Here is a 26,788-nt window from a genome sequence, read left to right on the forward strand (position 1 = left end):
CACGAACCTTACCTATCCATTAGGGACCGCTTAGGCAATTTTTAAAGCTGTGGCGGTACTGTGGCGGCGATTGGTTCTTTTGTGTTATTTGTAGAGAGTATGATGACCGATCTGGTTAGACCGCGAGTCAAATACGTTATCGGGCCTGATGGCAGCCCGCTTACAATTGCCGATCTGCCGCCGACGAATACGCGTCGCTGGGTTATCCGGCGCAAGGCGGAAGTTGTTGCAGCCGTTCGTGGTGGACTTCTGAGCCTCGACGAGGCGTGCCAGCGTTACAAGCTGACCACAGAGGAATTCCTTTCCTGGCAAGCATCGATTGACGAGTACGGGCTTGCAGGCCTGCGCACCACGCGCATCCAACAATACCGCCACTAAGCACCTTTCTTCATCGTCCTATTCGGCTGTCGTGCCTCGGGCTTGTTCTGCCCCGCCAATTTGTTGCCTGCAGGCAACGGAATGGATCCCGGACAGCATCGCCATCGCTTTGCTCGGCTCGCTTCCGGGATGACGAAGAGGTGGGTGTGCTTGTTCATTGCCACGCTGCCTTTCGGCCCTGGCCATTGTCAAAGAACTGACCTTTGCTTGTGAAGCGTAGGTCGGGAGGACGGGCGGCCGTTCGGTCGCTCGTTTAGTAAGTAGTGCGGCCTTGCGGCCGCCCGTCCGGTGGTCTTGCCTCACCGGGGGCAGCACTCACGCCGAAGGCCCCGATCAAGGCCCGGACTTGGGGGCTCATCACCCAGCCGCACACCGTCATGCGACCAATCCGGCACCGACGCCCTTCCCTGATACCCGGTGCGCACCAGGTCTCCCGCAAGGGCGATGGGACTGAGTATGGGGGAGACGGAGAGTGAGTGGATAAGTGGGGCAAATGTTTTTGTGAGAGGCGAGTGGGAACAAGGGGCTGGGCGGAGATTAGCCCGAGTTCGATCCACGTTCAGCGACGTCTGCGCTGCCCCTCACCTGCCTGCCGGCATCCTCTCCCCGTGAACAGGAGAGGAGCGCAGCTTCTGGACCGCCTGAGCACTGCCGCACCGTCACGGAATGGATCCCGGACATTCCTTTCTCGCTCCGCTCGAAAGCGAATTCCGGGATGACGAAGTGTAGGGTTGCGCTCTCGCTTCAGGTGACGAAGCGGAGAGGTTGCGCTTAGGGTCAGACATGGTGGCATGGAAAAGGTGCGTGCGCGCGTTGTTTCCTTGGTCCAGTCGATAGATGGAATTGGCGGAAGTGAAGGACGGCGGTTCCTGCTGTTGTTCTCGTTCGACCCGACGCCCGCGAGGAGAGTTGCATGAAAATTCTGGTTTTCCAGCATCTTGCAGTCGAGCATCCCGGATCTTTCGGGGATTTATGGCGCCGGGACGGCCATGAACTGAAGACAGTCGAACTCGATGAAGGCGAATCCATCCCCGATCTCGATGGTTTCGATCTGCTCGCCGTCATGGGCGGGCCGATGGACACTTGGCAGGAAGATATCCATCCCTGGCTGACCACCGAGAAAGCGGCGATCCGGCGCTGGGTCAAGGAAATGGGGCGGCCCTATCTCGGCATTTGCCTTGGGCACCAGCTTCTTGCCGACGCGCTCGGCGGCAAGGTTTCATTGATGGCGCGCCCGGAAGTGGGGCTGGCCAAGGTCGAGCTTACCAAGGCCGGCCGCGAAGACCGGCTTTTCCAAGGCGTCGATCCCGTTTTCGAAACCTTGCAATGGCATGGGGCCGAGGTTTCGGTGTTGCCGGAGCATGGCGAAATCCTTGCCGCCAATGCGGCCTGTCCGGTCCAGGCCATGAAATGGGGCCGCCATGCCTATGGTTTCCAGTATCACATGGAAATCACCGACCGCACCGTGGCGGACTGGAAGGTTATTCCGGAATACTGCGCCAGTCTGGAACAGGCCTTGGGGGCCGAGCGGGCGGAACGTCTGGCGGGGGAAGTTGCGCCGCATCTTTCCGCTTTCCAGCGCGCGGCAGGCAGAATCAATGACAATTTCCTTGCCGTGGTAGGGCGGCAGACGGCTTAAGGTCGTACTTTCGGAGAAATTCGCCGGAAACGGCGGCCGGCTGCTGCTGGGCCTAAAGCGTGTCGCGATCTTCCAGATTCGCTAGATGCGCCTTAGCTCCTTGATTTTATGCATATTCCGAAACCGGTACCCGCTTTCGGGAGACATGCGTTAACCGATCATGACGTTGCGGATGCCGACATCGGCGTCGCGGGTCTTGGTGTCGCGCATCTCCAGCATTTCCGCCTTGGAAAGCTCCGCTTCAGCTTCGGAGAGTAATGATTCGGCAGCGCTTCGCTGTTTGGCGAGGTCGGACTGGGAATCCCGGAGATTGTCGCGGCGCAGACGGGCCGCCTTGGCGAAGGTCGGATAGGCGAAATGGTTGATATCGGTGATCCCGGCCTTCTTTTCCTCGGCGGAGATCTGCAATTCCAGCTCGCTGGCCATGCGTTCGAATTCAGCGATCATCATGTCGAGTTGCATCAACTGCCGCCGCTTCTCATTAACCTGAAACTGCTTCAGGCGAACGAGGTTCTCACGTGACTTCATGACTCGATACTCCCGCAATAACTCATACGCACATACAGTTTCCTCGCCCTCGCGAGGCTCCGTCGGTACCCGTATCCCCCGGACTTCCCGAACCTATGGGAAACAAAGTCCTAAAGTTTTTTTCGCCCGGTAACCATTCGTTTACGGGCATTGTTAATCATACGGGTCAGGACTTAAGGCCGGGTAAAAATTCCAGCGGTGGGTTGGCTTCCGGAGAATGAGTCGATTGAGTCGGTTACGTCGGTTTTTTGATGCCCCAGATGAAGAACTTAATTCTGTGATTCATCTTTGGATTCAATAGAGTGTGGAAATAGGTTAAAAAATCTGGTACGGTTTCGGACACGAAATTAGGATTTGTTAACCATTCGATGGCAGCTTTCGGTTCAGGCAATCGCTGCTCCGGGCCAGGACGGGTCGCAAAGCGGGTTCGGCGGCAGAAAAGGGGAATGAGATGCGCGTTCTGCTGATAGAAGATGACAGTGCAACAGCACAGAGCATCGAACTTATGCTGAAGTCCGAAAGCTTCAACGTCTATACCACCGATCTAGGTGAGGAAGGCGTCGATCTCGGCAAGCTCTACGACTACGACATTATTCTTCTCGACCTCAATCTTCCCGACATGTCGGGATACGAAGTCTTGAGAACACTTCGCCTCTCGAAGGTGAAGACACCAATTCTCATTCTTTCCGGCATGGCCGGTATCGAAGACAAGGTGCGCGGCCTCGGCTTCGGCGCCGACGACTATATGACCAAGCCGTTCCACAAGGACGAGCTGGTTGCCCGCATCCACGCCATCGTGCGCCGCTCGAAGGGCCACGCCCAGTCGGTCATCACCACCGGCGACCTGGTGGTCAACCTCGACGCCAAGACGGTGGAAGTTGCCGGCCAGCGCGTGCACCTCACCGGCAAGGAATACCAGATGCTGGAGTTGCTCTCGCTGCGCAAGGGCACCACGCTCACCAAGGAAATGTTCCTCAACCACCTTTATGGCGGCATGGACGAGCCGGAACTGAAGATCATCGACGTGTTCATCTGCAAGCTCAGAAAGAAGCTCGACGCTTCTTCCGGCGGCCAGAACTACATCGAAACGGTGTGGGGCCGCGGCTATGTGCTGCGCGAGCCGGAAGATATCCGCGAAAGCGCCTGATCGGATCAGCATACAAACAAAAAGCCCGGCCTAAGTGCCGGGCTTTTTGATTCTGGCTGCTTGAGGATGCCGATCAGGCGGCGATCTGAAGAGTGCGGAAGCGTTCGATCAACTGGGAACGGTTGAACGGCTTCAAGAGGTAGCCCTGTGCGCCGGCCCGCTTGGCGCGCATGATTGCGCCGATATCGACTTCGACCAGCGAAATCAGTATCTGGGGCGCCACGGGCGTTATGATGCCGCGGATCTGGCGGATGAGGTCGGCCGCCTGCATGTCCGGCAGCGTTCCGTCGATGACGATGATGTCGGGCATATCGGCCGCGCACATTTCCAGCGCTTCGGCCCCGGAGCCGCAGTCAACCACGATCATGTCGGAACTGCTCAGGATGCGCTTGGCAACTTTACGGATGACGCTTGAGCCATCGACGAACATACAGCGTTTCATTTTCATGTCCTTTCGGCCCGCGGCTTTGCGAGAAGCCTCGGGCAACCGGAAAGGATTTTAGGACGAGCCGGTAAAAAAGCTGAAAATGGCTTAGGTAAAAATATCCTCAAGATCGGGCGCGGGCGGAAGCCGGATGGCGGGCCTCCCGCGTGGACGATCTTGATGGATCGCCGGGCTCCGGCATGATGCCGCAGCAACCGCTCACATTGGTCAGGCCGCGGTGAGGGTGATTTCCTCGGAGGTGGCGTGGATGGAGATGGTCATACCGGCCTCGCGGGCCAAAAGCAGTGTGTAGTAAGGCTGCACGGCGTGGGCGTCGATGGCTTCCTCCGGCTTGTGACCGGAGTGAAGTTCGAGGAACTTTGGCGGAACGCGCAGCATCGGGCCGCTAGAAGACAGCGTGAAACGCGGCTCGGTCTCGAGGTTTTCCAGGGTTACCGTGATGCGGCCGCCACGCGGAATGGCTGCATTGGCAACGAGGATGAGGTTGAGCAGCAGCTTCACCTTGTTCTTAGGCAAGAGCGCGCGCGGGCCGGTCCAGACCAATTCCGGCTTTTCGTTCTTGAGGAAGGAAGTGGCGACGGCCTCGGCATCGCCGGTGTCGATCAGCATGCCGGCCGAACCTGCCGCGCCAAAGGCGATGCGCGCGAACTGGAGGCGCGCGGAGGCGTTGCGCGCGCTCTGGCGGATCAGGTTCATGGCGTCTTCGTCGGCGCCGCCTTCGTCCAGCAATTCAAGGCCGTTGTTGATGGCGCCCACCGGCGAAATGATGTCGTGACAGACGCGGCTGCAGAGGAGGGCCGCAAGATCGGGGGCGGAAAGAGTGAATATGTCAGTCATTAACGCGGTCCTTGCAAAAATCGGATGCTGTCAAAATGGATTTCGCCCAACGCGCCACGCAAACCGAATCACTTTTTCCTCCACGGCAATGAATATCGCGCGAGGTATCGCGCGCCAATTCAAAACCGTACTTGTCTTCGGGTACGTTCCTGCAGGACGCCGATAAAAGTGTCCCCAAAACGGCGCCGGCCCTCGAAAGGCCATCTTCTTCATGTGAAAGCTTAATGGTTGAAAAAGGATTACGGCATAGGTTGCCGTGATGACACCAAAGCGGCCGTTCAAGAGCCGTGGGGTTCGAGGCGCAGGCAAAGTGCTCCGTGACGGAGATTGGCTGCATGTTTTCCCGATTCTGCGACCGGGGTCTTTTCCGGGTCATCGCTATGACGATCGTCTTGGCGAGCGCATTTGCCCTTTCGATTTCGGCTTCCCGTGCCCAGGAATACACGGCCCAGGAGATCATCGATTCGGGCCACAAGTTCTTTGGCGCGACCTCCGGCGGTCTGGCCAGCGTTGTCGAGAAGATCTTCTCGTCCTATGGCCTGCCCAACGGCTATGTGCTGGGCGAGGAAGGGTCCGGCGCGTTCATCGGCGGCCTGACCTATGGCGAAGGCACACTCTATACCAAGAATGCCGGCGATCATAAGGTGTTCTGGCAGGGACCTTCGCTTGGCTGGGATTTTGGCGGCGAGGGATCTCGGGTCATGGTGCTGGTGTACAACCTTGACGACGTGAACAACCTCTACAACCGCTTCGGCGGCGTGGCGGGCTCGGCCTATGTCGTTGCCGGCGTCGGCTTCAACGTGCTCAAGAACAACCAGATGCTTCTGGTGCCGATCCGCACCGGCGTGGGCGCAAGGCTCGGCATTAACATGGGTTATCTGAAGCTGACCAACAAGGCGACCTGGAACCCGTTCTAGGCGACCATACGCCTTAAAACGCCTTTGCCGGAGCGATCGGCTCTTGCCGTCGCTCCGGTTTTGCGTCATGCGATGGCTCGCCCCCACAGGTTGCGCAACCATAACGGGTAAATGAACGTGGTTCAGTCGATCCTGTTTTTCATTCTCGGTTTTCTGTGCGCCGGTTTCCTGGCGTTGCTGGTTGCACCGTCGATCTGGCGACGCGCAGTCGCACTGACGCGCAGGCGTATCGAAGGCTCGATCCCGCTCACCCAGGCCGAGATCTCGGCGGAGAAGGACCAGTTGCGCGCGGGCTTCGCCATGGAGGCGCGACGGCTGGAAATGACGATCGCCGGCCTGCAGCAGAAGGCGGCGGGGCAGGCGGTCGATATCGGCCGGGTTCGCGAGCAACTGACCGTAGCGCAGTCAGAGGGCGTCCAGAAGAACGACGCGATTGCGGCGCTGGAAGGCCGGGTCTCGGCGCTCGATGCCGAGATCGGCGAGCGCGACCAGAAGATCGGGCAACTGGTGGCCAATCTTGCCGAGGCCGAGAAGCTGATCGACCGGCGGGCCGAAGACATGGAAAAGCTCGGCCAATTGTATGACGAGGCGAGCTTCCTTTCCAGCAATCGCCAGATCGAGCTGGTGGCGCGCGAATCCGAGATCGATAAACTGGCGAGCGACATGCTGGCGATGCGCAACCAGCGCAAGGAAATCGAGGCGCAGAGCCAGGCGATCGTCGCCGAAAGCAAGACGGCGCGCGAGGCATTGCGGGTCGAGCAGAAACGTGTCGCAGACCTCGACAAGCGGATCGAGCGGTTGTTGAGCGTGGTTGCCGACCGCGAAGACAAGCTGGAGCGCCGGGAAAAGGAGCTCGCGAGATTGCGCGAAAAACTCAAGGGCGGCGGCACAGTTGCGAGAAGCGCAGCGGAGCCGGCGAAGCGCCCGGCGCCGGCGGTGCGAGTTGATGCGGTTGCGCCGGCACAGAGCGCGGCTGCGATACCTGCGGGCGCGATCGACAAGGCGGTGGCGAAGGTCAATTCCGACCGCGAGCGGCTGGAAGAGCGGCTCGCGCGCTTCGGCGTCCAGAGCCGCAAAGCGACGGGCGGTGCGGCCGGCGAAATGGCTCGCAACGGGCTCGCCAACGGCAACAGGCAGGAGAGCGCTGAGCTTCGCGAGCAGATGGCCGATCTGGCCGCCGAAGTCGTCCACCTGACCGGGATGCGCGACGGACCATCCTCGCCGATCGCGAAGGCTTTGGCGCGGGACGAAGGCCAAGCGGCCACAGGCGAGGGCAGGGGCCGCGCGACCAGCCTTGCAGACCGCGTGCGCGCCTTGCAGAAAACCACGCCTGCCGGCTGATCTGCGGCTTAAATATCGGAGTTGCTACCCGGCTGGCAGTTCGGGCGACGGCTAGAACTTGCCAGACGAAAAGTGATGCAGGGCAATCGCGGACGCCGCTGCGACGTTGAGCGAGTCGAAATCCCGGCTCATGGCAATGCGCGCAGTGGTCAGGCGCGACAACAGCGCTAGCGGCAAACCTTCACCCTCGCTGCCGAGGTAGAGCGCCAGACGCTTGGCCCGCTTGATGGCGCGGATGTCTGTCTTGCCGTTCGGCGACAGCGCCAGTTGGGCAAAGCCCTGATCGTCGAGCATCTGGGCCAGTTCGGCCGTATCGGCAAAGGTCGCGAACGGCACTTTCAGTGCTGCTCCGACCGAAACGCGGATTGCCTTGCGGTAGAGCGGGTCGCAACTGGTGTCGTCGAGCAGCACCGCTGACGCGCCGAAGGCTGCGGCATTGCGGAAGATCGAGCCGACATTGTCGTGATTGGCAATGCCGACGAGCACGACGACGAGGGCTTCGACCGGTAGCGCTTTGACCAACGCGCTTGCGTTTTCGGGTGCACCCTTATGGCCGATCGCCAGAATGCCGCGATGCATGTGAAAGCCCGCGATGCGGTCCATCGTTTCGCTGGATGCTACATAGACCGGAACACCCGCCGGAGCCTTGGCCAGAACCTGTTCCAATCCGGCAAGCCTGTTTTCCAACACCAGTATGGATTCAGTCGCGAAGCGCCGTGCGCTCAAGAGCACGTCCAGCACGACCTTGCCTTCGGCCACGAAGCGGCCCTGCCTGCCGACAAGGTCGCGCTCGCGGATGTCGAGATAGGCCGCAACCCGCGCATCTTGCGGGTCATCTATGCGGACAAGTTCCATATTGCTTCCAGCCACCATTGATCGGCTGGGATAAAAACGCGCAGGAAGCGATGGTCAAGTGCCGCCAGTCAGGAACGGCCGGTCAAGTGCCGGTCTTGCGCAGGCGAACCGGGGGCACGTCCTTGTCTTCGCCGCTGAAAATCTGGTCGACCAGAAGCAGCAATTGACGGACGGCATCGGACCGGCACGAATAGTAGATCGTCTGGCGGTCGCGCCTCGTCTGGACCAGATCGAAGGCGCGCAGCTTGGCGAGATGCTGGGAGAGGGCAGACTGGCTCAGGTCGACTTTATCGGCAATGGTGCCGACCGACAGTTCAGCGTCGATCAGATGGCTCATGATAGCCAAGCGCTTTTCATTCCCCATCAAGGTGAGGAACGCGGCAGCGTCGGCGCTCGCGAGTGACTTTGACGTTTCCATAGGCCCCCATTCCGCTACAGAAACCCGCAACGCCATGGGGGCAAATGGCGCGGGGGTAGTGGCACTCAAATCAAGGCGCTGCTTGCGCAGCGCAATAGCTAATCTCTCTAGAAGTTAAGGTATTCCGGCCAAATCTCAAGGACTATCTACAGTTGAGCCAAAAAGGCGCAGGCTGTGGCCGCAATCCGCCGGCCCAGCCTCGTTTCGAGCTAGTTTTGGCCGGCTTCCGCCGCGCGCCCTGTCTTGGCCATTTCAACCAATGCGATGCGCAGGTCCTGTGCCGCTTTCAACGGTTGCGGGAAAAACACGCGTCTGGTGTCGTCGCCCGACACCAGATCCATACCGTCGGCATCGAACCCGGACAGCGTCCAGTTGTCGCCCGATGCCTTGGCAAAATGCCTGGCATAGATTGCAATCGCGTCGAGATGGTCTTCGTTCATGTGGTCGAGCGCGGACTGTTCGCTTGCCGCCAGTTCATCGTTGACCGCGTCCTCGATGATCAGGTCGCCGTGCGCGAGCAGGAATGCCTTGCCGAAGCCGCCGTTCAGGCTGGCACGCTCGACTTCAAGGCGGAAGAAGGCGAAATCACCAAGGTCGGCGTAGAGCTTTCCCTTCGGGTTGTGGTTCAGGTAGCGGCGCTTGGCGCGGTCGCTGTCGGGCGTGCCGCGTTCCAGCCGTGTTGCCTTGCATATCAGCGTCAAGCGCGGATATGCCAATGCGTCGCCCTTGCCCGGCTCGCCGACCAGCAACGAACAGCGCGGATCGGCGGCGATTGCCTGCGTGTGCGCAGCGAGGCCGGAAATCAGGATAAGCGGCGTGCCGTCGATGTCGGTTGCAACACCCACCCGGCTGGCCAGCGGCGCGCTCGTTCCAGTTTCCAGCACGGCAATCGCGCCAAACCGGGCGCTTCTCACCAATGTCTTGGCAAGCCGGATCGCCTCGGCGTCCGTCGGGCGGATAACTTCCATCTTCCGCTCTTCCAAGGTGGCAGCTCCCATAAGATGACTGATGTTGTCCAGTTATTGGCCAACAATTCCGGATTTGACAAGAGCTTCGGCTTCGCTTTCGGAAACGCCGAAGCGCGCAAGTATCGCGGAAGGGTCCAACGCGGTCTTGTCGGGTGGCGCGGCCACCGCAAGTTGCGAAGCCGAAAAGCGTGGCGATGGGGCAGGGCGCTCGAATTGCCCAACCTTGACGAAGGCCTGTCGCGCTACTGCGTGGGGATGTTGCTTTGCTTCGGCAAACGAAAGCACGGGGCTTACGCAGGCGTCGCTTCCGGCGAAGATTTCCGCCCACTGATAGCGGGTTTTCTGACGGAATTTTGCGGCGATCTCCTCGCGCATTTGCGGCCACAGCTTGTCGTCGTATTGGGCGTCAATGAAACGCGCGTCGAGGGCAAGCAGGCGTGCAAATTCAGCGAAGAACTGCGGTTCGAGGCAACCAACGGCCATGTGGCGGCCATCGGCGGTTTCATAGGTGTCGTAAAACGGCGTGCCGGAATCGAGCAGGTTCTGTCCGCGTCGATCGTTCCACAGCCCTGCCGCCATGAAGGCATGGATCGGGGCGGCGAGCATCGAAGCGCCTTCCACCATGGATGCGTCGATGACCTGGCCCTTGCCGGTTCTGGTGCGCTGGAAAAGGGCCGCCAGCAAACCTGCAATCAGCATCATCGTGCCTCCGGCGTAGTCTCCTACCAGGTTGAGCGGTGGTACCGGCTTTCCCTCACCGGGGCCAATCGCATGGAGGATGCCGGACAGGGCAAGATAGGTGATGTCGTGGCCGGCGCGACCGGCGAGCGGCCCGTCTTGGCCAAAGCCAGTCATGCGCCCGTAGATGAGCGCCGGATTTCGTTTCAGGACCTTGTCCGGGCCAAGGCCGAGCCGTTCCATGACGCCGGGGCGGAAACCTTCGACAAAAGCATCTGCTTTTTCCGCGAGCCGCAACACGAGTTCAACGCCTTGCGGATGCTTTAGATCGAGCTTGAGGATCGAGCGGCCATGGCGGTCGAGATTATAGTCGTCGGGCAGTTGCAGGAATGGCCGGTCCGAACTCTGGCGCTCGATGCGCAAGACATCGGCACCCATTTCGGAGAGCATGAGACCCGCCAGCGGCACTGGCCCCAAGCCTGCCATTTCGACCACGGTCACGCCGGCCAAGGGGCCGGGCTTTGGTGCAGGCGAAAGACTGCCGTTCATTGCGGTGGTCTATTTGGGCGCCATGCGAATGGCGCCGTCGAGGCGGATCGTCTCGCCGTTCAGCATCTGGTTTTCGATGATGTGCAGCGCAAGCGCGCCGTATTCGGAAGGCTCGCCAAGGCGCGGCGGGAAGGGCACGGCTGCGCCGAGCGAATCCTGCACATCCTGCGGCATGCCCGCCATCATCGGCGTCTTGAAGATTCCGGGCGCGATGGTGCAGACGCGGATGCCCGAGCGGGCAAGGTCGCGCGCCACCGGCAGGGTCATGCCGACGATGCCGCCCTTGGACGAAGAATAGGCCGCCTGGCCGATCTGGCCGTCATAGGCGGCAACAGAGGCCGTATTGATGATGACGCCGCGTTCGCCGCCCTGCAAGGCTTCTAGCTTGCCGGCCTGGTCGGCAAAGAGGCGGATCATGTTGAATGAGCCGATCAGGTTGATCTCGATCACCCGGCGGTACTGGTCGAGCGGATGCGGGCCGTCCTTGCCGACGGTCTTCACACCGATGGCGATGCCGGCGCAGTTGACGAGGATGCGGGCAGGGCCGAGCTTTGCGGTGGCCTCGGCAATCGCTGCGACGCCGCTCTCGGCGCTGCTGACATCGCATTTGACGGCAACGCCGCCAATGTCTGCCGCAACCTTTTCGGCGCGGTCCATGCCGACGTCGAAGATCGCCACGCGCGCGCCCTTGGCGGCCAAGGCACGAGCCGTGGCCTCGCCAAGCCCCGAACCGCCTCCCGTCACGATTGCAATCTGGCCGTTGAGGTTCATGGCAGTCTCCGCATTATCTGGAAATTCCAGTTAGATCGCCGTGCATCTTGGCGGATGCGTTATGGCGATCTATCTTTTTGTTTACGCATCGGATTTTCCGAAAACCGCATTACACTTTTCGGTCCGATGCTTTTATACGAAGCCCGGCCAAGCTGTGCAACCGCGCCGAAAGTCGTCCGTCGTCAGGCGGGAACCGCGAGCTGGTCGGCGTGACAAACCTCGCCAACGAGCTTTGCCACCGAGCCGGCGACGATTTCATGCGCTAGCAGGCGGTCGAGGTCGACGGGGCGCGGCATCGAGATTTGCCCGCGCGGGATACGCTTGAAGCCGAGTGGACCGTAATAGGGTTCGTCGCCGACGAGGATCACGGCAGGCGAGCGGGCCTTCGCGGCAGCGTCAAGCGCCATCGCCACCAGCTTGCGGCCGATGCCGAGGTTCTTGTGGGTGGGCCTGACGGCAAGCGGGCCGAGCATCAGGGCGCGACCCTTGCCGGCGGCGATGCGGGTCATGCGCACCGAGGCGATGACCTTGCTGCCATCCATGGCAACGAAGGAAAGGGCGCGCTCGTGCGGGCCGCCTTCGCGGATCTTGTAGGCGGCGCGCGAAAAGCGTCCGGGCCCGAAGGCTTCTTCGTTGATTAGGTCGATTTCGGGATCATGCGCCGGGGTTTCCGGCAGGTAAGTGACGTCGGCAAGGCTCATGGTCTTTGCATTCCGGTGCAAGGAAAGGGTGCTGCATGCGGCAGCGTTCGCCAGTCAGCGCTTCAGGCGCGGGCGTCCTTTCGTCGTCGGTCGAACCGGATGGTTGCAAAGAAATCCAACATCGGCGCTCCGCTAGCATCAAAATCCCGCCTCTGCAATCGACCTTTGGGGATTCCGGTGATGGTGGCCTGCAAATGGCGGGTTTCTGCGCTTCCGGTGCTCACGTACTTAAATGTACGCTCCGCTCCGGTTCTCGAAACCCGCCATTTTCAGCTCACCCTGACCGGAATCCATCCGTCCAGCGGCCACCGCGCGTTGCGTAAGGCGTTGACGGATTGTTCAGGAGATGAGGGTCCCCGAAACTCGCTTTCCGTCCTACATGAGGCGCAATGACGGAAAGGACGCATCATGGGACTACTGGTTGACGGCAAGTGGCAGGACCGCTGGTATGACACCAAGGCAAGCGGCGGCAGGTTTGAGCGCTCGCAGGCGCAGTGGCGCGACTTCGTGACGGCGGACGGCAAGCCGGCAGAGGGGCGCACGCGCGGTTTCAAGGCGGAGCCCGGCCGCTACCATCTCTATGTGTCGCTTGCCTGTCCGTGGGCGCACCGCACGCTGATCTTCCGGGCGTTGAAGAAGCTGGAAGGCATCATCTCTGTGTCGGTGGTCCACCCCTATATGGGTGCGGACGGCTGGACGTTCCGCGCCGAGGACGGCGCTACCGGCGATGCGCTCTACGGGTTCGATTTCCTGCACCAGATCTACACCAAGGCAGACCCCGCCTATTCAGGCCGGGTGACCGTTCCGGTGCTGTGGGACAAGAAGGAAGAGACGATCGTCTCCAACGAGTCGTCCGAGATCATCCGCATGTTCAACGCGGCCTTCGACGAATGGGGCGATGCCAGCGTCGATTTCTACCCGCAAGCGCTGCGCGCCGAAATCGACGACGTCAACGCGCTGGTCTATCCGGAGATCAACAACGGCGTCTACCGGGCCGGTTTCGCCACGACGCAGGAAGCCTATGAAGAGGCGTTCAACGACTTGTTCGCAGCACTTGATGGGCTGGAGGAGCGGCTTGGACGGCAGCGTTATCTGGTCGGCAACCGCATCACCGAAGCCGACTGGCGGCTGTTCACCACGCTGGTGCGCTTCGATCCGGTCTATGTCGGCCATTTCAAGTGCAATCTGAGGCGGATCGCCGATTATCCCAACCTGTCGAACTATGTTCGCGAACTCTACCAGGTGCCGGGCGTGGCCGGGACCGTCAATCTCGATCACATCAAGGCGCACTACTACGGCAGCCACAAGACCATCAACCCAACGGGGATCATTCCGGTCGGGCCGGAGGTGGACTACTTAGAGCCGCATAACCGGGCGAAGCTGGTGGCGGCCTGAGCTACCAATAGGGCGAAGGCGCGGCTTGTCCGAACACCTCGGCGAGCCTGCGCCGGGTCGCGGGTGTCGTCGCTTCCGGCAGGTCGTCCAGCCTGAAGAAGCCGGCCTCGGCGATCTCGTGGTCCGGCAATTTCGGCGCGGACTGGGCAAAATGCTCGATGAGGTAAAGGCCGACATGGTCGCGGCGGCTGGCTTGCCGGTTGAAGTGCATCGACTTCAGCACCGGCGCGGCGGTTACCGCGATGTTGCCTTCCTCGGCCAGTTCACGCCGCAGCGCCTCCTCCATGGTCTCGCCCTGCTCAACGCCGCCGCCCGGCAACTGCCAGCCGGGAACGTATGTGTGGCGGATCAAAAAGACGCTTTGGTCGGCCGGGTTGTAGACCAGACCGCGCACGCCGAGCGTCATTGGTCGCCGCAGTAAGAAGAACAGGTGGAACAGCCGCGCCCTGACGCCCGGCCAGCCCGTCTGGCGAAACGCTCTCTCCTGATCGCTATCATTCATGGGAATTTCTGCCTGTTGTGCTGGCAAAGGTGGAAAGCGGCGCGCGCCTCCCGTAAGAGTTAAGCCATGTTCAGGCTTGCGCACATGTCGGACGTCCATCTGGGACCGTTGCCCGATGTATCCTATCGCGACCTCGCCTCCAAGCGGGTGGTTGGCTACATCAACTGGCAGCGCAATCGACGCCGCCACATGCACGATGCCGTCATCGACACCATCGTCGCCGATATGAAGGCGCAGGCGCCGGACCACGTCGCAGTGACAGGCGACCTCGTCAACCTTGCGCTGGACGGCGAGATCGAGATGGCGCGGCTGTGGCTGGAGACGCTCGGGTCGCCGCAGGATGTCTCTGTCGTTCCGGGCAATCATGACGCCTATGTGCCGGGTGCTTTCGGCAAGGTCTGCCGGTCATGGGCGCCGTGGATGAATGGCGACGGCATCAACCATCCGATCGATCGCAACAGCTTTCCCTATCTGCGCGTGCGCAGCGACATCGCGCTGATCGGCGTGTCGACGGCACGCGCCACGGCACCTTTCATGGCCAACGGTTTCTTTCGCGAGGGGCAGGCCAAGAGACTGGCAAGGCTGCTCACCGAAACCGGCAAGCTCGGACTGTTTCGGGTGGTGATGATCCACCACCCGCCGGTGCGGGCCGCGGTTTCGCAGCACAAGCGCCTGTTCGGTATCCGCCGTTTCCAGAAGATCGTCGCGCGCCATGGCGCGGAGCTTGTGCTGCACGGTCATTCGCATGAGCCGTCGCTCTATTTCATTGGCGGTGGCGAGGGCCGCATTCCGGTGGTCGGCGTTGCCGCGGCGGGGCAGTCGCCGGGCGGCTCGCATCCGGCAGCGCAGTACAATCTCATCGATATCGGCGGCGAGCCGGGGAACTGGCAGATCAGCCTGACCCGGCGGGGCCTTACGGGGCCGTCAATCCCGCCGGCCGATCTTGAAACGATAGACCTGACAACAGTTCCGGATACCCGGAAGCGCCTGGTCAGAACGTAATCTTCATTGCCAGGATGCGATCCCAAAATAGAATGATCGCAAAAATCAGGCCTCCCAGCGCTCCGCCCACGACGATGGCAAGGCTCGTCAGCAGCGCCGAAAAGAGCTTGCTACCCGGCGCTGCTTCCAGCGCATGTTCCATCTTCGAGCCGGCCCGCTCGGCAAATCCGGGAGCAATTTCGACCTCGTTGCCGTCCATCATGCGCTGGTGCTCGATGATGCGTTCGGCGACGTAGCGGGTGACCTGCCCGGCCACGGTTTTCAGGTCGGTGGACTCGGCAAGCACGACGCGCCCGAGGCGGGTATCCCTGACGAAGCGGAACGTGCGGCGGTCCCGCCCCATGGCGACGTGGCTGACGGCATCGATCCAGAGCCTCGGTTGCAAGCCGGACGAAATGGCGAAATCGAAATTGTCCATGTCGGATGGAACGTCGGCAAATACCGGCGCAAGCTCAGCCGCCATCAGCTCGAGCCGCATGCGGTGGGCTTCGCGCAAATCGACGACGACGTCATCGCGGTCGGCAAAGCCGTTCTTCACGTCCCGTATCGCATTGGACAGCGCGCTCGATACCTCGCTCGGCGGCACGTTTTCGCTGGCATCCTTCATCGCGCAAGGGTCTCACGGTTGGTTAAGCCAAGGTTAACATAGCCTTTGGCGAAAAACAGCCGGATGACGGGATGTTGCTCTAACGCGATGATCTGCCGGCAAGCTGGGCATGGATGAGCGCTGCGACTTCCGCAGGCGCTTCGCCAATCAGCATGTGACCGGCACCGGGCAAGACCCGAACGTTGAATGATGCGGGCAGCCACTGCGCCTGGCTGACCGGAAGCACCGGATCGGCGTCTCCCCACAAAACGGAGACGGGCATTGCCAGCGTGGCAAGCATCTCGCGCGGGATTTCACCCTGCCGTTCACCTTTGGTGATCAGTGCTGCAATCTCTTCCAGCTTCGCGGTTTGACCCCGCTGGCCGCGCATTTTTCTGTAGGCACCGAGCGATGCGTCGGAAACGGTTGCTTGCGGTCCCGACATCGCGGCGAGGCAATCGCGAATTTCGCTTGCCTCGACCGCCGCGCCATAGCGGCGCAGCAGCGGCCCGTTGATTTCAGGGCCGAAACCGCCCGGTGCGAGCAGTGTCAGCGACGCGATGCGCTCGGGTGCCATCAAGCCGATCAGCACCGCAATCGCGCCGCCCATCGAGTGCCCGACGACATGCGCCTTGCCGATCCCGCGTTCAGTTAGATCGGCAAGTATGGCCCGAGCCGCGAGCTTTGGCGGGCCGGCATCGGGGAAGGCCAGCGAGCCGCCATGGCCCGGCAAATCGTAGGCAATGGTGCGCGTGGTTTCGGAAAACTCGGCAACGACATCATTCCAGACGGCGTGGCTGGCTCCAAAACCATGCAGGAGAACCAGCGCCGAAGGGTTGCCGGTCTCGGTCGAGGCGTCGCTATCGGATACGTAAAGGGAAACGGTCATGCGTTGCTCAGGTGGAATTTCCCAATCCCGCCGCCCGCAGGGCTTCCACAAGACGGTCAGTCAGGTCGGCCGGGTACTTGCGCTGCTCGAAGGTCTTGCGCGGATCGGCGGCGAACTTTGGGAAATCCGTCAAAAGCTCGTCGAGGCGTTCCTTCTTGGCTCGAGCGTCGCCAATCTGATCTGCGGCAATCAGCCTGGCGGCCAGATAGTGGGATTTCTTTGCCGTGGGATTGAGTGCTGCCGTTGCACGCGCGGCCTCCTTCATGTCGCCAAGCATGAACTCACCGAGAAACAGTCCGAAGTCCCACCATGGCGGATGCGCGCTGGTCGACTCGACGGCCCGCGCGATGATCGGTGTGCCTTCCTCATAGTGGCCGGCAAAGATCAGGCCGTATCCGTATGCGGCGGCCATGGTCAGGTCGTAGGTGTTGAGTTCGTAAGCCTTGCGCGTCCAGCGGATCGATTCTTCCGAATTGCCGAGGCGCGAATGCATATAGCCATAGGCGCGATGGGCGTAAGGGCTGGTTGCCGCCATCTGCACGGCCTTGTGGGCCATTGCCATCGCCTTGTCGCGCGAAGCTTCCGGCGGATAGGCATAACGGTCGGTCACCGCTTCAAGATGCAGCGCCGAAAGCTCGGAGTAGATGAGCGCGGACTTTGCCTTCAGCGCCAGCAACTGCTCAAAGCAGCGATAGGCGCTTTCATGCGTCTGGGCATTGGGGTCCTGGTAGTAGTCGTCGTTCAGAAGCAGGCAGCGCGTCAGGCCAACCTGCGTGCCCTCCTGCTCGATATAGGCGTAGATGGTGCCCGAGGCGGTCGTCGTCGTCGTCAGCAGGCCGGCGATCTGGTCTTCGATTTCCTGGGGCTCGGTTTCCGAGCGGGAAAGTGTGCGCGATAGCAAGACGCGACCGCTTGCCAGGCTCTGCAACTCGACGGTGACGCTTCCGGCGGTCGAGCCGGGCATCAGCCTGAAGATGAAGTTCAGGGTTTTGAACTGTGGATTTGTATCTCCCTCGATATCGCGGCCGATGAAATCCACCGTGTCGAAACCCGAAAGGCCCCGGCGCAAGGTTGCCGCCACAGCGGCAACTTCCGGGGTTTCGTCCTTGGCCGAGAGATAGATCGTTGGCAGCGTGTCCGGCTGGGTCAAGTCGATGCTGCTTGTCGTTGCCGGTGCTTCGGGCGCAGTCGTGATGGCTTCTGCCGTTGCGGACAGGATATTGGACTGGCGCAGCAGCATGAAACTGAGCACCATGACCACAACGCCGATGGCGATCCACATGAATGCGAGCTGGCGGCCAAGCGAAGGCAAAGGCAGCGCGCCGGTTGGAATGGAAGCCGGCTTGGCTTCTACCTGCGGCTGTTCGGGTTGCTTGTCGGCACCCAGGATTTTGTAGGTGGGAATGTAACTGCCGCGCGGAATTGAGATGCGCAGCGGCTCGGAAGCACCTTCGGTGGCGAAATATTGCTGAAGCAGGTCGCGCAGGCGACCCGCCTGCACCCTCACCACCGCATCGGTGGACGGGTCGAAGTCGGCATCCTTGCCGAACACGTCAACGGCAATGGAAAAGCCCTTTAGCCGGTCGGCTTCGCCCGCCAGTTCGCGCTCGACAAGATACTGAAGCAGGCCCCGCGCTCGTTCCGATCTGCTGAAGGTTTCGCTGACGAGCAGCCGCTTCAGCGTTTCGCGCACTGCGGGGGCGGCAGGCGGGTTATGCTGCAAGTGTCGGACCTTTCAAGTCGGCACAAGTTAGACGTCAATCATATATGGCTTATGCCACTAAACAAGCAGTCCTGCTTTGGTAGCAAGCCGGTTCGCCGAAATAATTCGGCGAACCGGGTATTTGGCCGTTAGCGGGTTTTTTTACCGAGGATACGGTTGGCCGCGGACACGATCGCTTCGAGCGATGCGGCGGAAATGTTGGTGTTGATGCCGGCGCCGAAGATCTTGCCGCCGGGGTACTCCATTTCCATGTAGCAGATGGCAGCAGCGTTGGAGCCGCGCTGCATGGAATGCTCGGAGTAGTCGGCCACCGACATCTCAACGCCGATGTGCCGCGAAAGCGCATCGACGAAGCCGTCGATGGGGCCGGTGCCGCTGCCGGTGATCTTCACTTCCTTGCCCTTGTCGAGGATCGTCGCCTCGATAAGCCGCCTGCCTTTCACTTCCGTGTCGGGATAGGTGTGGTGGTCAACGAATTTCAGCCGTGCGCGCGGCTGATCGACATAGGCTTCGAGGAAGCGCTCATAGATGCGCTTTACCGGAACTTCCTTGCCTTCCGCGTCGGTGATGGCCTGGATGTCCTGACTGAACTCGATCTGCAGGTTGCGCGGCAGGTTGAGGCCGTAGTCGGCCTGCAGGACATAGGCGATGCCGCCCTTGCCGGACTGCGAGTTGATGCGGATGATCGCCTCATAGCTGCGGCCGACGTCCTGCGGGTCGATCGGCAGGTAAGGGACTTCCCAGAGCTCCTTGTTGGCCTTCTTCAAGGCCTTCATGCCCTTGTTGATGGCGTCCTGGTGCGAGCCGGAAAAAGCCGTGTAGACCAGTTCGCCGACATAAGGGTGGCGCTCCGGGATCTTGAGCTGGTTCGAATATTCGTAGACGGCCTTCATGCGCGGAATATCCGAGCAGTCGAGTTCGGGATCGACGCCTTGCGTGTACATATTGAGCGCCAGCGTGACGATATCGACGTTGCCGGTGCGCTCGCCATTGCCGAACAGCGTACCCTCGACTCGGTCGGCGCCAGCCATCAGGCCGAGCTCCGTCGTGGCGATGCCGGTGCCGCGGTCATTGTGCGGATGCAGCGAGATGATGAGGTTCTCGCGGTTGTCGAGATGGCGGATCATCCATTCGATGCGGTCCGCATAGATGTTGGGCGTCGACATCTCGACCGTAGACGGCAGGTTGACGATGAGCTTGTTGTCGGGCGTCGGCTTCACGATCTCGGTGACCGCGTTGCAGATTTCCAGCGCGACTTCGAGTTCGGTGCCGGTGAAGCTTTCCGGCGAATACTGGAAGCGATAGCCTCCACCCGCCTTGGCCGCCATGTCGGTGATCATCTTGGCAGCGTCGGTGGCGATCCGCTTGATGCCCGGCACGTCCTTTTCGAACACCACGCGGCGCTGCAATTCGCTGGTGGAGTTGTAGAAGTGGACGATGGGCCGTGTCGCGCCCTGCAAGGCCTCGAAGGTGCGGGCGATGAGTTCGGGACGGCATTGCACCAGCACCTGTAAGGAGACGTCGGAAGGGACGTTGCCTTCCTCGATGCACCAGCGGGCGAAGTCGAAATCGGTCTGCGAAGCCGAAGGGAAGCCGACTTCGATTTCCTTGAAGCCCATGTCGAGCAAGAGCTGGAACATGCGCGCCTTGCGGTCATGGCCCATCGGATCGATCAGCGCCTGGTTGCCGTCGCGCAGATCGACGGAGCACCAGATCGGTGCCTTTTCAATGATCTTGGATGGCCAGGTCCGGTCGGGGAGCCCGACGGTCGGATAGGGTTGGTATTTGCGGGGCGCATCCGGCATGCCCTTGTGGGGCTGCGCGTGGACTTGTTCTCGTGCGTTCATCGTCTTTGTCTCCCGCCGCTTGCCGGACCTGCATTTCATGCAGTTACAACGGACAGGCGGCGCCTCTAACAGAATTCGGTTGCTGTCAATATGTTTGCCAAGGAGCAGGGTGCCAAGCGGCGGTTATCGACCGCCGGGCGCTCCTTCAGCGAGCCCGGCGATCGCCGATAAGGCCGAGAAGCAGCAGGGTAGAGGCGAGCGCGCGCAACGTCTCGCCGGAAAAACCGGTCGGACGGGGTGCATTCGATGCGAGGCGCATGTTCATGATGCCGTCTCTTACAGGAGCGCCGTCAGCGAGGCAAGTGCTGGTCCCGGTCATTCCCTGACGGTCCGCGCCACCAGCCGCGCGAGGCTCGGACCGAGCAGCAGCACGATCATGAAGCGCATCATCTGCAAGGCCATGACAAACGAGATGTCGACGTTGTCGGTGGCGGCTGCGATGATGGCGATGGAGTCCATGCCGCCGGGGCTGGTGGCGAGATAGGCGGTCAGCGGATCGATGCCGAGAAGCCGGCTTACCAGCCAGCCGAGGCTGCCGCAAAACGCGATCAGGATGAGGATGGCGCATGTCACCTGCGGCAAGGCCTTGGCGGCGCTGCGCAGGATCGGCCTGGTGAAATTGAGGCCGATGGTCCAGCCGATCAGCGCATAGCTCAACCCCAGCAGCCATTCCGGCAGCTGGTAGTCGATGCCGAAGCCGAGATGAAGCGCAAGGCCGAGGATCATGGTGCCGAGGAAGTAGGGCGAGGGCAGCCGGCAGAGCTTGCCGACCGTCGCGCCGATGGCCGCGACCGCCACTGTGGCCGTCATTCCGAGCGGTTCGATGGGCGGGAACCAGACGACGGCAGGGGCCTCGACGCCGGATGTATCGACCCAGAGCTTGGCGACGAAAGCGGCGGCGATGGAGACCATCATGACCCGCAGATACTGCATGAAGGCGACGAGCCGCTGGTCCGCTCCGAATGCGCCCGCCATCAGCACCATTGGCGTCGCGGCACCGGGCGCCGACCCCCACACGGCGGTCGTTCCGGGCAGGATGCGCCAATAGCTGATCAGCCAGCCGAGGAGGCTCGATGCGGTGATCGTCGAGACGACGATTGCGAGGAAGAGCGGCCATTCGGCATAGACGGTGCTGAAAATTGCGGGCTCGATGGAATTGGCGATGAGGCAGCCGATGACGGCCTGCGATGCGGCGAAGGCCTTGTTGGGTACGCGCACCGTGGTGCCGTTGGTGCCCGCAACGATGCCTGCAAGCATGGGGCCGATCAAAAGCGCGGCAGGCAGCGCGGCAAGTTCCAAAGCCGCAACGAAGATTGCCGATACGCCAAGGATGACGGCCCATTGCAGCGGGCGCGGGGCGCTTGCCAGTCGTTCTTGCTTTTGCGGCGGGTTGCTTTGATCCATAGGCCGGTCTTAGACCTGCTGATGGAAAAACGCGAATGCCCGGCCCTTCAAATTGCCATGATCGCTTGTGCCAGGCGAAACACTTCGCTTGCGGGCGGGTCGGGCTTGCCAGCCGAGAACTCGTCGTCAGGGCAGGCCGACACCGCCTGCCGGATCGGTCTCGATCTGGAATTCGAAGCCGGCGATGAGCGGCTTTGCCTCGGCAATCGCGGCCTGCACTTGCGGCAACTGCAGCGAGGCCTTGTGGCTCGCCTGGTCGTTCCATATCTCGGTCACCCAGATCGCGGAGGTATCGGCCGGGTCGCGGGCGATGATGTAGTTGAGGCAACCCGGCATCGAACGGGTGCCTTGAAGAAGAATATGCAGCAGCTGGTCACGTTTGCCGGGTGTGGCACGCATCTTCCCGATCAGGCCGTACATCCGTTTCTCCCGCTGAATTGGTGCGAATTGCATACGATGTTCTGAACTACGGCTGCGCAACCTTAGCGGATCATGCGCCTACAGAAAATCGCCAACCTTGCCGATTGGCTTGCAATGCTTAACGGGTGACCGGTCGGGCGGGCGATGAAGTCAGGCGAAGGGGACTGCGACCGTACCCTTCGGCAGCTTGGCCTCGTCGTCCGGCTCGACGTGGATGGTGACGCGCACCGACGGCACTTCGGCCTTCAGCGCGTCCTCGATGCGGTCGCAGATGACGTGGCTTTCGCCCACCGACATATCCGCATCGACCACCATGTGGAACTCGATGAAGGTGGCGCGGCCGGCGATGCGGGTCTTCAGATCATGCACCTCAAGCGCACCCTTGGAATTGGTCGAGATGATGTCGCGAATGTGCATATGCTCTTCGGTGTCGACGCCGCGATCCATCAGGCCGTTGAGCGATTCGCCCGTCACTTTCCAGCCCTGGTAGAGGATGTTGAGCGCGACGATGACCGCCAAAAGCGGATCGAGAACATGCCATCCGGTGACGACGGCGCCGACCAGACCGGCAATGACGCCGACCGAAGTGATCACGTCCGTCATGATGTGATGGCCGTCCGCCTCCAGCGCAGGCGACTTGGCGCTGCGGCCGGTGCGGATCAGGATAAGCGCCCAGACAGCGTTCACCACCGCCGCGCCGCCATTGATGGCGAGGCCTTCCCAGGCCTGCTCGATCGGCTTCGGGTTCTGGATCGACGACCATACCTGGGCGATGATCAAAAGCGCCGCCACCACGATCAGTACGCCTTCCAGCACCGCCGAGAAATATTCGGCCTTGTGGTGCCCGAAAGGATGATCCTGGTCGGCGGGCTTGTGGCTGACGCGTATGGCCCAGAAGGCGGCCATCGCGGTGATGACGTTGACGATCGATTCCAGCGCGTCCGAATAGAGAGCTACCGAGCCGGTCATGTGCCAGGCGATGAATTTCAGCCCCATCACCGCAAGCGCGACGATAATCGACCAGAAGGCGAGGGTGGCGATCTTCTGCTTGGAGGTCATGGCGGTCTTTTCTCCCCGAAGCCGGGCAGGCGCGATGGAATCGGCGGTGTTCATGCGGCCTTTTCCTTGGCCTTGCGCGGCAGGTGGGCAACGACGTTCTCGATCATGCGCATGCCGGCGTCATGGCCGAGCGACATGATCGATTCCGGGTGGAACTGGACTGCGGCCACCGGCTCCCTGGTATGCTCGAACGCCATGATGGTGCCGTCCTCGCTTTCGGCGGTGACTTCGAATTCCGGCGGCAGGCGGCCAGGATCGGCAAAGATCGAATGGTAGCGCCCGACCGTCACTTCCTTCGGTAGGCCCGAGAAGATGACGCCGGGCTTCGAGACGCGGATGCGCGACGGCTTGCCGTGCATCGGAACGGCAAGCTGGCGCAGTTCGCCGCCATAGGCTTCGGCAAGCGCCTGCAGGCCAAGGCAGACGCCGAAGATCGGCAGTTCGCGCTTCCGGGCCTTCTTGATCGTTGCGGCGCAATCGAAATCCTTCGGCGTGCCGGGTCCGGGCGACAGAACGACAAGATCGGGCTTCAGGCGGTCGAACACTTCTTCGGCCACCGGCGAACGCACGGTCGAGACATTGGCACCGGTCTGGCGGAAATAATTGGCGAGCGTGTGGACGAACGAGTCCTCGTGATCGACTAGCAGGATGTTAACGCCTTCGCCGACGCGGGCGGTTGCGCGTTCGGTGGCGGCGGCGTTGCCGGCCTTGGCGTCACGGATGGCGGAGAGCATGGCGGATGCTTTCAGTTCGGTTTCGGCTTCTTCGTCTTCAGGGACGGAATCGAAAAGCAAGGTAGCGCCCGCGCGCACCTCGGCAATGCCGTCCTTTATGCGGATGGTGCGCAGCGTCAAGCCCGTATTGAGGTCGCCGTTGAAATGCACCATGCCGATGGCCCCGCCATACCAGGCGCGGGGCGATTTCTCGTTCTGCTCGATGAAGCGCATGGCCCACAGTTTGGGCGCGCCCGTTACCGTCACCGCCCATGCGTGCGACAGGAAGGCGTCGAAGGCGTCCATGCCTTCGCGCAGGCGGCCCTCGATATGGTCGACGGTGTGGATCAGGCGCGAATACATCTCGATCTGGCGGCGGCCGATGACGCGCACCGAACCCGGCTCGCACACCCGGCTCTTGTCGTTGCGGTCGACGTCCGAGCACATGGTGAGCTCGGACTCGTCCTTCTTGGAATTGAGCAGCTTCAGGATCTGCTCGTGGTCGGCGATGGCGTCGCCGCCGCGCTTGATGGTGCCGGAGATCGGGCAGGTTTCGACCCGGCGTCCGTTGACGCGCACAAACATCTCGGGCGACGCACCGATGAGGTATTCGCCCTCGCCGAGATTGATGAAGAAGGAATAGGGCGAGGGGTTGATGGCCTTGAGGCGGCGCGCAATATCCGACGGCACGGTCTCGCAGCGCTCGTAGAACATCTGCCCGGGCACGACTTCAAACAGGTCGCCGCGCTTGAAGCTTGCCATGGCGTTGCGCACCAGCCCGGCATATTCGCCAGGCTCATGGTCGCCGCGCGGCGGGATGCGGTCGGACTGCCTGAACTCTTCCTCGCGCGTTTCGCGCGGCAGGCCCTCGGTTGAAAAGCCCTGTCCGGCATAATCGTAACGGTCGGTCCACGCCTTGGCCGAATAGTGATCGACGACGAGGATTTCGTCGGGGAGATAGAGGACGAGATCGCGCTGGCTTTCCTTGCGCTCAAGCTTGTGCTCGACCGGATCGAACTGGAAGGCGAGGTCGTAGCCGAACGCGCCGTAAAGGCCGAGATTGGCATCCTCCGCGCTCTTGAACAGCGCCGTGATCGTCCTCAGCACCGTGAAGACGGAGGGCACGCGGCTGCGCTCTTCCTCGGTGAAGACGCGGCCGGGTTCGGCGACCGTCAACGCCAGCCGCTGCTTGGTCGTCTGCGTCAGTGTGACGTCCTTTTCGTCCAGCAGAGCGCGCGCAATGATCGGCAAAAGCACTTCGCCGCGCTGGTTGAGCGCCTCGATGCGCATAGCGCGGCCGCGCGCGGAAATGGCGACCGGCGGGTCGATGATGGCGGTGTCCCAACGTGTATAGCGGCCGGGATATTCGTAGTTGGAGGAAAATACCGCGCCGCGGCGTGAATTCAGCCCGTCGATATAGGCCTCGATCGCGCCTGCATAAGGCCGGTCGTGCCGCTGGCGGGTGATGGCGATGCCGCCCGCAGTGACGAAGCGCTCAGCGCCGTTGCCCAGAATTTCCACCGTCATTGCCGTCTCCCGTTCGCTTTTCCTGGCAACGGACCCGGAGGCTCATAACGAAAATGGCCGCCCGGACATCCGTTGCGGCCACCATCTATTTTCACGCGCACGCGCTTAGAAGGCCGCTGTCAGCAGGCCCACCACCACGCAGAGTTCGAAGAGCGCATGTTCATGCCCATTCCCATAGCGGCGAAAGCCGGGCCGGGCAAGCGGATTCGCATGGGTTTACGACCTACACTTCCAGCGCGCCGCTGCGAGCGTCATCGCTGCGCACGCTGCCGACCAGCTTGAGCAGATCGTCGCCGCTGCGGGTGATGCGGTGGGAGCGCCGCGTCAGGATGTAGCCGGCCTGCGGTGCGGTGACTTCGGTTCTGCCGCCGACCTCGCCCGGCGCGTGGACGATGGTGGCCAAAAGGTCGCCTTTCTTGACATGATCGCCCGGCTTCACGTGGTAGAGAATGGCTCCGGCTTTTGGTGCCGGCATCATGTCGATGTTTTCCAGCGGCGCGACCACGCCCTTGAACGGGCTGGCCTTCGCTGCCGACGGATCGGCGATGACGCCGCGCCCGACGAGCAGGCGGTAGAGGCCGTCCGCGTCCGACTTTGCGAGATCGCCATAAACGTCGGAAACGCCGCGATACTCAACCGTCGTCACAACCTGTTTTTGAAGACGCGCCTTGTCGCCGCCGAGATAGGGGTGGACGGATGCCTCCTCGAAGGCTGCGCCGCTGGCACCTTCCCACAAAAGCACGGCCTCCACGCCCATCGCAGCCGCGCAATCTTCCATCGCCGGCCACAACTCTTTCGGCACGTAGAGATAGGGCATGCCCTCGTCGTCGCAGTGCAGGTCGAGCACGATGTCATGGCCGACCGAGAGCTTGAGCAGGCGCACTTTGAGCCGCTGGTCGATGGTTGCGAGGCTGGCTTCGTCGGGAAGAAGCGACGCATCGGGGTGGTCGATCAGCGGGAAGTCGCGGTTGAAGTTGGTGCGCGTGGCGAGGTGAAAGCGGCCTTGCTGTTCGGTGAACTGATATTGGGCGCGGCCAATCGGATTGGCCCACGGCACGACCGTGATCGCGCCGCGAATGCGGCCTTCGCTTTCGGCTTTGGCAAGCAGGGGCATCAGCGCGTCGATGGCAACGGTGCCGGGCAGTTCGCCGGCATGGAGGGCAGCCTGGAGATAGGCGTTGGGCGCAGTGCCGTCGCTGCCCTTGAAGCGGAAGACCGGAAACTCATACGCCACGCCTTCGGTATCGCCGGCAATGCGTTCGATCGATTTTTCCATGGTCTTTCCTTTCATATCGTCGTGCTTGTCCGGTCATGGACCGGGACCGGGCCGGTGTCGAGGGGCAGGGCGGACCGGTTTGAATGCCAAATATCCATCCCAAGCCAAAAGAGGCGCCTTGTGGGCGCCTCCTTGTGTTGGTTGCGGAGTGTTGCTCCGGTGGGTTGTGCGGCTCAGCTCAGGCCCTGGATATCGCCATTGTCGTCGAGATGGATGTTCTCGGACGACGGCTTGGAGGGCAGGCCCGGCATGGTCATGACCTCGCCGCAGATG

27 protein-coding genes are annotated in these 26,788 nt (G+C 61.7%); 7 read left to right on the forward strand and 20 right to left on the reverse strand.

The features are described from left to right. Positions 1–102 precede the first annotated feature (102 nt). Positions 103–378: a CtrA inhibitor SciP gene (sciP, locus tag ACODTY_RS06835; protein ID WP_013529904.1), complete on the forward strand. Its 276-nt coding sequence runs from the start codon at positions 103–105 to the stop codon at positions 376–378. A gap of 913 nt (positions 379–1,291) precedes the next feature. Next, a complete protein-coding gene (locus tag ACODTY_RS06840) occupies positions 1,292–2,017 on the forward strand; it encodes a type 1 glutamine amidotransferase (protein ID WP_488993540.1) in 726 nt (241 codons plus the stop codon). Positions 2,018–2,167: 150 nt separating this feature from the next. On the opposite strand, the gene ACODTY_RS06845 is transcribed toward ACODTY_RS06840, so the two are convergent. After that, positions 2,168–2,545, reverse strand: a complete 378-nt coding sequence (locus tag ACODTY_RS06845) for a flagellar export protein FliJ (protein WP_488993541.1) — start codon at positions 2,543–2,545, stop codon at positions 2,168–2,170. Positions 2,546–2,996: 451 nt separating this feature from the next. On the opposite strand from ACODTY_RS06845, the gene ctrA reads away from it, so the two are divergent. Next, positions 2,997–3,692, forward strand: coding sequence for a response regulator transcription factor CtrA (gene ctrA, locus ACODTY_RS06850; RefSeq protein ID WP_056105582.1), 696 nt, complete (start codon positions 2,997–2,999; stop codon positions 3,690–3,692). A 73-nt stretch (positions 3,693–3,765) separates the two neighbouring features. Here the strand turns inward: ctrA and ACODTY_RS06855 are convergent, their stop codons facing one another. Together ACODTY_RS06855 and chpT are read right to left on the reverse strand one after the other, a co-directional pair. Then, on the reverse strand, positions 3,766–4,134 hold the full coding sequence (locus ACODTY_RS06855) for a response regulator (protein ID WP_488993542.1): 369 nt from the start codon (positions 4,132–4,134) through the stop codon (positions 3,766–3,768). Positions 4,135–4,344: 210 nt separating this feature from the next. Continuing rightward, positions 4,345–4,974 (reverse strand): histidine phosphotransferase ChpT, encoded by a 630-nt coding sequence (gene chpT, locus ACODTY_RS06860; RefSeq protein WP_488993543.1) that lies wholly within the window; start codon positions 4,972–4,974, stop codon positions 4,345–4,347. 335 nt (positions 4,975–5,309) lie between these two features. Between chpT and ACODTY_RS06865 the strand changes: the two genes are divergently transcribed. Continuing rightward, complete coding sequence (locus ACODTY_RS06865) at positions 5,310–5,891, forward strand: DUF1134 domain-containing protein (RefSeq protein ID WP_488993544.1); 582 nt, start codon at positions 5,310–5,312, stop codon at positions 5,889–5,891. A gap of 111 nt (positions 5,892–6,002) precedes the next feature. Next, on the forward strand, positions 6,003–7,232 hold the full coding sequence (locus tag ACODTY_RS06870) for a coiled-coil domain-containing protein (protein WP_488993545.1): 1,230 nt from the start codon (positions 6,003–6,005) through the stop codon (positions 7,230–7,232). A gap of 51 nt (positions 7,233–7,283) precedes the next feature. Here ACODTY_RS06870 and ACODTY_RS06875 read toward each other — a convergent pair whose 3' ends face one another. From ACODTY_RS06875 to ACODTY_RS06900, 6 genes are all read right to left on the reverse strand, one after another. Beyond that, positions 7,284–8,087 carry a TrmH family RNA methyltransferase gene (locus ACODTY_RS06875; protein WP_488993546.1) on the reverse strand — a complete coding sequence of 268 codons (804 nt, stop codon included), beginning with the start codon at positions 8,085–8,087 and terminating at the stop codon, positions 7,284–7,286. An 82-nt stretch (positions 8,088–8,169) separates the two neighbouring features. Continuing rightward, positions 8,170–8,505, reverse strand: a complete 336-nt coding sequence (locus ACODTY_RS06880; protein WP_488993547.1) for an ArsR/SmtB family transcription factor — start codon at positions 8,503–8,505, stop codon at positions 8,170–8,172. Between the two features lie 209 nt (positions 8,506–8,714). Beyond that, positions 8,715–9,473, reverse strand: coding sequence for a HugZ family pyridoxamine 5'-phosphate oxidase (locus tag ACODTY_RS06885; protein WP_488993548.1), 759 nt, complete (start codon positions 9,471–9,473; stop codon positions 8,715–8,717). 51 nt (positions 9,474–9,524) lie between these two features. Continuing rightward, positions 9,525–10,700 (reverse strand): CaiB/BaiF CoA transferase family protein, encoded by a 1,176-nt coding sequence (locus ACODTY_RS06890; RefSeq protein WP_488993549.1) that lies wholly within the window; start codon positions 10,698–10,700, stop codon positions 9,525–9,527. Between the two features lie 9 nt (positions 10,701–10,709). Continuing rightward, on the reverse strand, positions 10,710–11,471 hold the full coding sequence (locus tag ACODTY_RS06895; protein ID WP_488993550.1) for a 3-hydroxyacyl-CoA dehydrogenase: 762 nt from the start codon (positions 11,469–11,471) through the stop codon (positions 10,710–10,712). Between the two features lie 182 nt (positions 11,472–11,653). Further along, a complete protein-coding gene (locus ACODTY_RS06900; RefSeq protein ID WP_488993551.1) occupies positions 11,654–12,172 on the reverse strand; it encodes a GNAT family N-acetyltransferase in 519 nt (172 codons plus the stop codon). A gap of 408 nt (positions 12,173–12,580) precedes the next feature. Here ACODTY_RS06900 and ACODTY_RS06905 point away from each other — a divergent pair, with 408 nt between their 5' ends. Beyond that, positions 12,581–13,567, forward strand: a complete 987-nt coding sequence (locus tag ACODTY_RS06905; protein WP_488993552.1) for a glutathione S-transferase family protein — start codon at positions 12,581–12,583, stop codon at positions 13,565–13,567. A 1-nt stretch (position 13,568) separates the two neighbouring features. Here the strand turns inward: ACODTY_RS06905 and ACODTY_RS06910 are convergent, their stop codons facing one another. Then, complete coding sequence (locus tag ACODTY_RS06910; protein WP_488993553.1) at positions 13,569–14,069, reverse strand: NUDIX domain-containing protein; 501 nt, start codon at positions 14,067–14,069, stop codon at positions 13,569–13,571. A 66-nt stretch (positions 14,070–14,135) separates the two neighbouring features. Here ACODTY_RS06910 and ACODTY_RS06915 point away from each other — a divergent pair, with 66 nt between their 5' ends. Then, positions 14,136–15,071 carry a metallophosphoesterase family protein gene (locus ACODTY_RS06915; RefSeq protein ID WP_488993554.1) on the forward strand — a complete coding sequence of 312 codons (936 nt, stop codon included), beginning with the start codon at positions 14,136–14,138 and terminating at the stop codon, positions 15,069–15,071. On the opposite strand, the gene ACODTY_RS06920 is transcribed toward ACODTY_RS06915, so the two are convergent. The 10 genes from ACODTY_RS06920 to ACODTY_RS06965 all read right to left on the reverse strand — a co-directional run. Then, positions 15,061–15,678, reverse strand: coding sequence for a hypothetical protein (locus tag ACODTY_RS06920; RefSeq protein ID WP_488993555.1), 618 nt, complete (start codon positions 15,676–15,678; stop codon positions 15,061–15,063). The genes ACODTY_RS06915 and ACODTY_RS06920 overlap by 11 nt on opposite strands. Positions 15,679–15,757: 79 nt before the next feature. Continuing rightward, positions 15,758–16,546 carry an alpha/beta fold hydrolase gene (locus ACODTY_RS06925; protein WP_488993556.1) on the reverse strand — a complete coding sequence of 263 codons (789 nt, stop codon included), beginning with the start codon at positions 16,544–16,546 and terminating at the stop codon, positions 15,758–15,760. A 7-nt stretch (positions 16,547–16,553) separates the two neighbouring features. Continuing rightward, positions 16,554–18,269: a tetratricopeptide repeat protein gene (locus tag ACODTY_RS06930; RefSeq protein ID WP_488993557.1), complete on the reverse strand. Its 1,716-nt coding sequence runs from the start codon at positions 18,267–18,269 to the stop codon at positions 16,554–16,556. A gap of 128 nt (positions 18,270–18,397) precedes the next feature. Continuing rightward, positions 18,398–20,074, reverse strand: coding sequence for a 2-isopropylmalate synthase (leuA, locus tag ACODTY_RS06935; protein WP_488993566.1), 1,677 nt, complete (start codon positions 20,072–20,074; stop codon positions 18,398–18,400). A 357-nt stretch (positions 20,075–20,431) separates the two neighbouring features. Beyond that, positions 20,432–21,520 carry an AbrB family transcriptional regulator gene (locus ACODTY_RS06940; protein WP_488993558.1) on the reverse strand — a complete coding sequence of 363 codons (1,089 nt, stop codon included), beginning with the start codon at positions 21,518–21,520 and terminating at the stop codon, positions 20,432–20,434. Positions 21,521–21,646: 126 nt separating this feature from the next. Further along, on the reverse strand, positions 21,647–21,940 hold the full coding sequence (locus ACODTY_RS06945) for a putative quinol monooxygenase (protein WP_488993559.1): 294 nt from the start codon (positions 21,938–21,940) through the stop codon (positions 21,647–21,649). 150 nt (positions 21,941–22,090) lie between these two features. Continuing rightward, complete coding sequence (locus ACODTY_RS06950; protein ID WP_488993567.1) at positions 22,091–22,999, reverse strand: cation diffusion facilitator family transporter; 909 nt, start codon at positions 22,997–22,999, stop codon at positions 22,091–22,093. A 50-nt stretch (positions 23,000–23,049) separates the two neighbouring features. Further along, positions 23,050–25,239 (reverse strand): anthranilate synthase, encoded by a 2,190-nt coding sequence (locus tag ACODTY_RS06955; protein WP_488993560.1) that lies wholly within the window; start codon positions 25,237–25,239, stop codon positions 23,050–23,052. A gap of 223 nt (positions 25,240–25,462) precedes the next feature. Next, positions 25,463–26,515: a M14 family metallopeptidase gene (locus tag ACODTY_RS06960; protein WP_488993561.1), complete on the reverse strand. Its 1,053-nt coding sequence runs from the start codon at positions 26,513–26,515 to the stop codon at positions 25,463–25,465. A gap of 173 nt (positions 26,516–26,688) precedes the next feature. After that, positions 26,689–26,788, reverse strand: a 100-nt coding sequence (locus ACODTY_RS06965) for a formate--tetrahydrofolate ligase (RefSeq protein WP_488993568.1), incomplete at its 5' end; no start/stop codon positions are given.

It is taken from the genome of Mesorhizobium sp. FG116 (genome assembly GCF_057809835.1).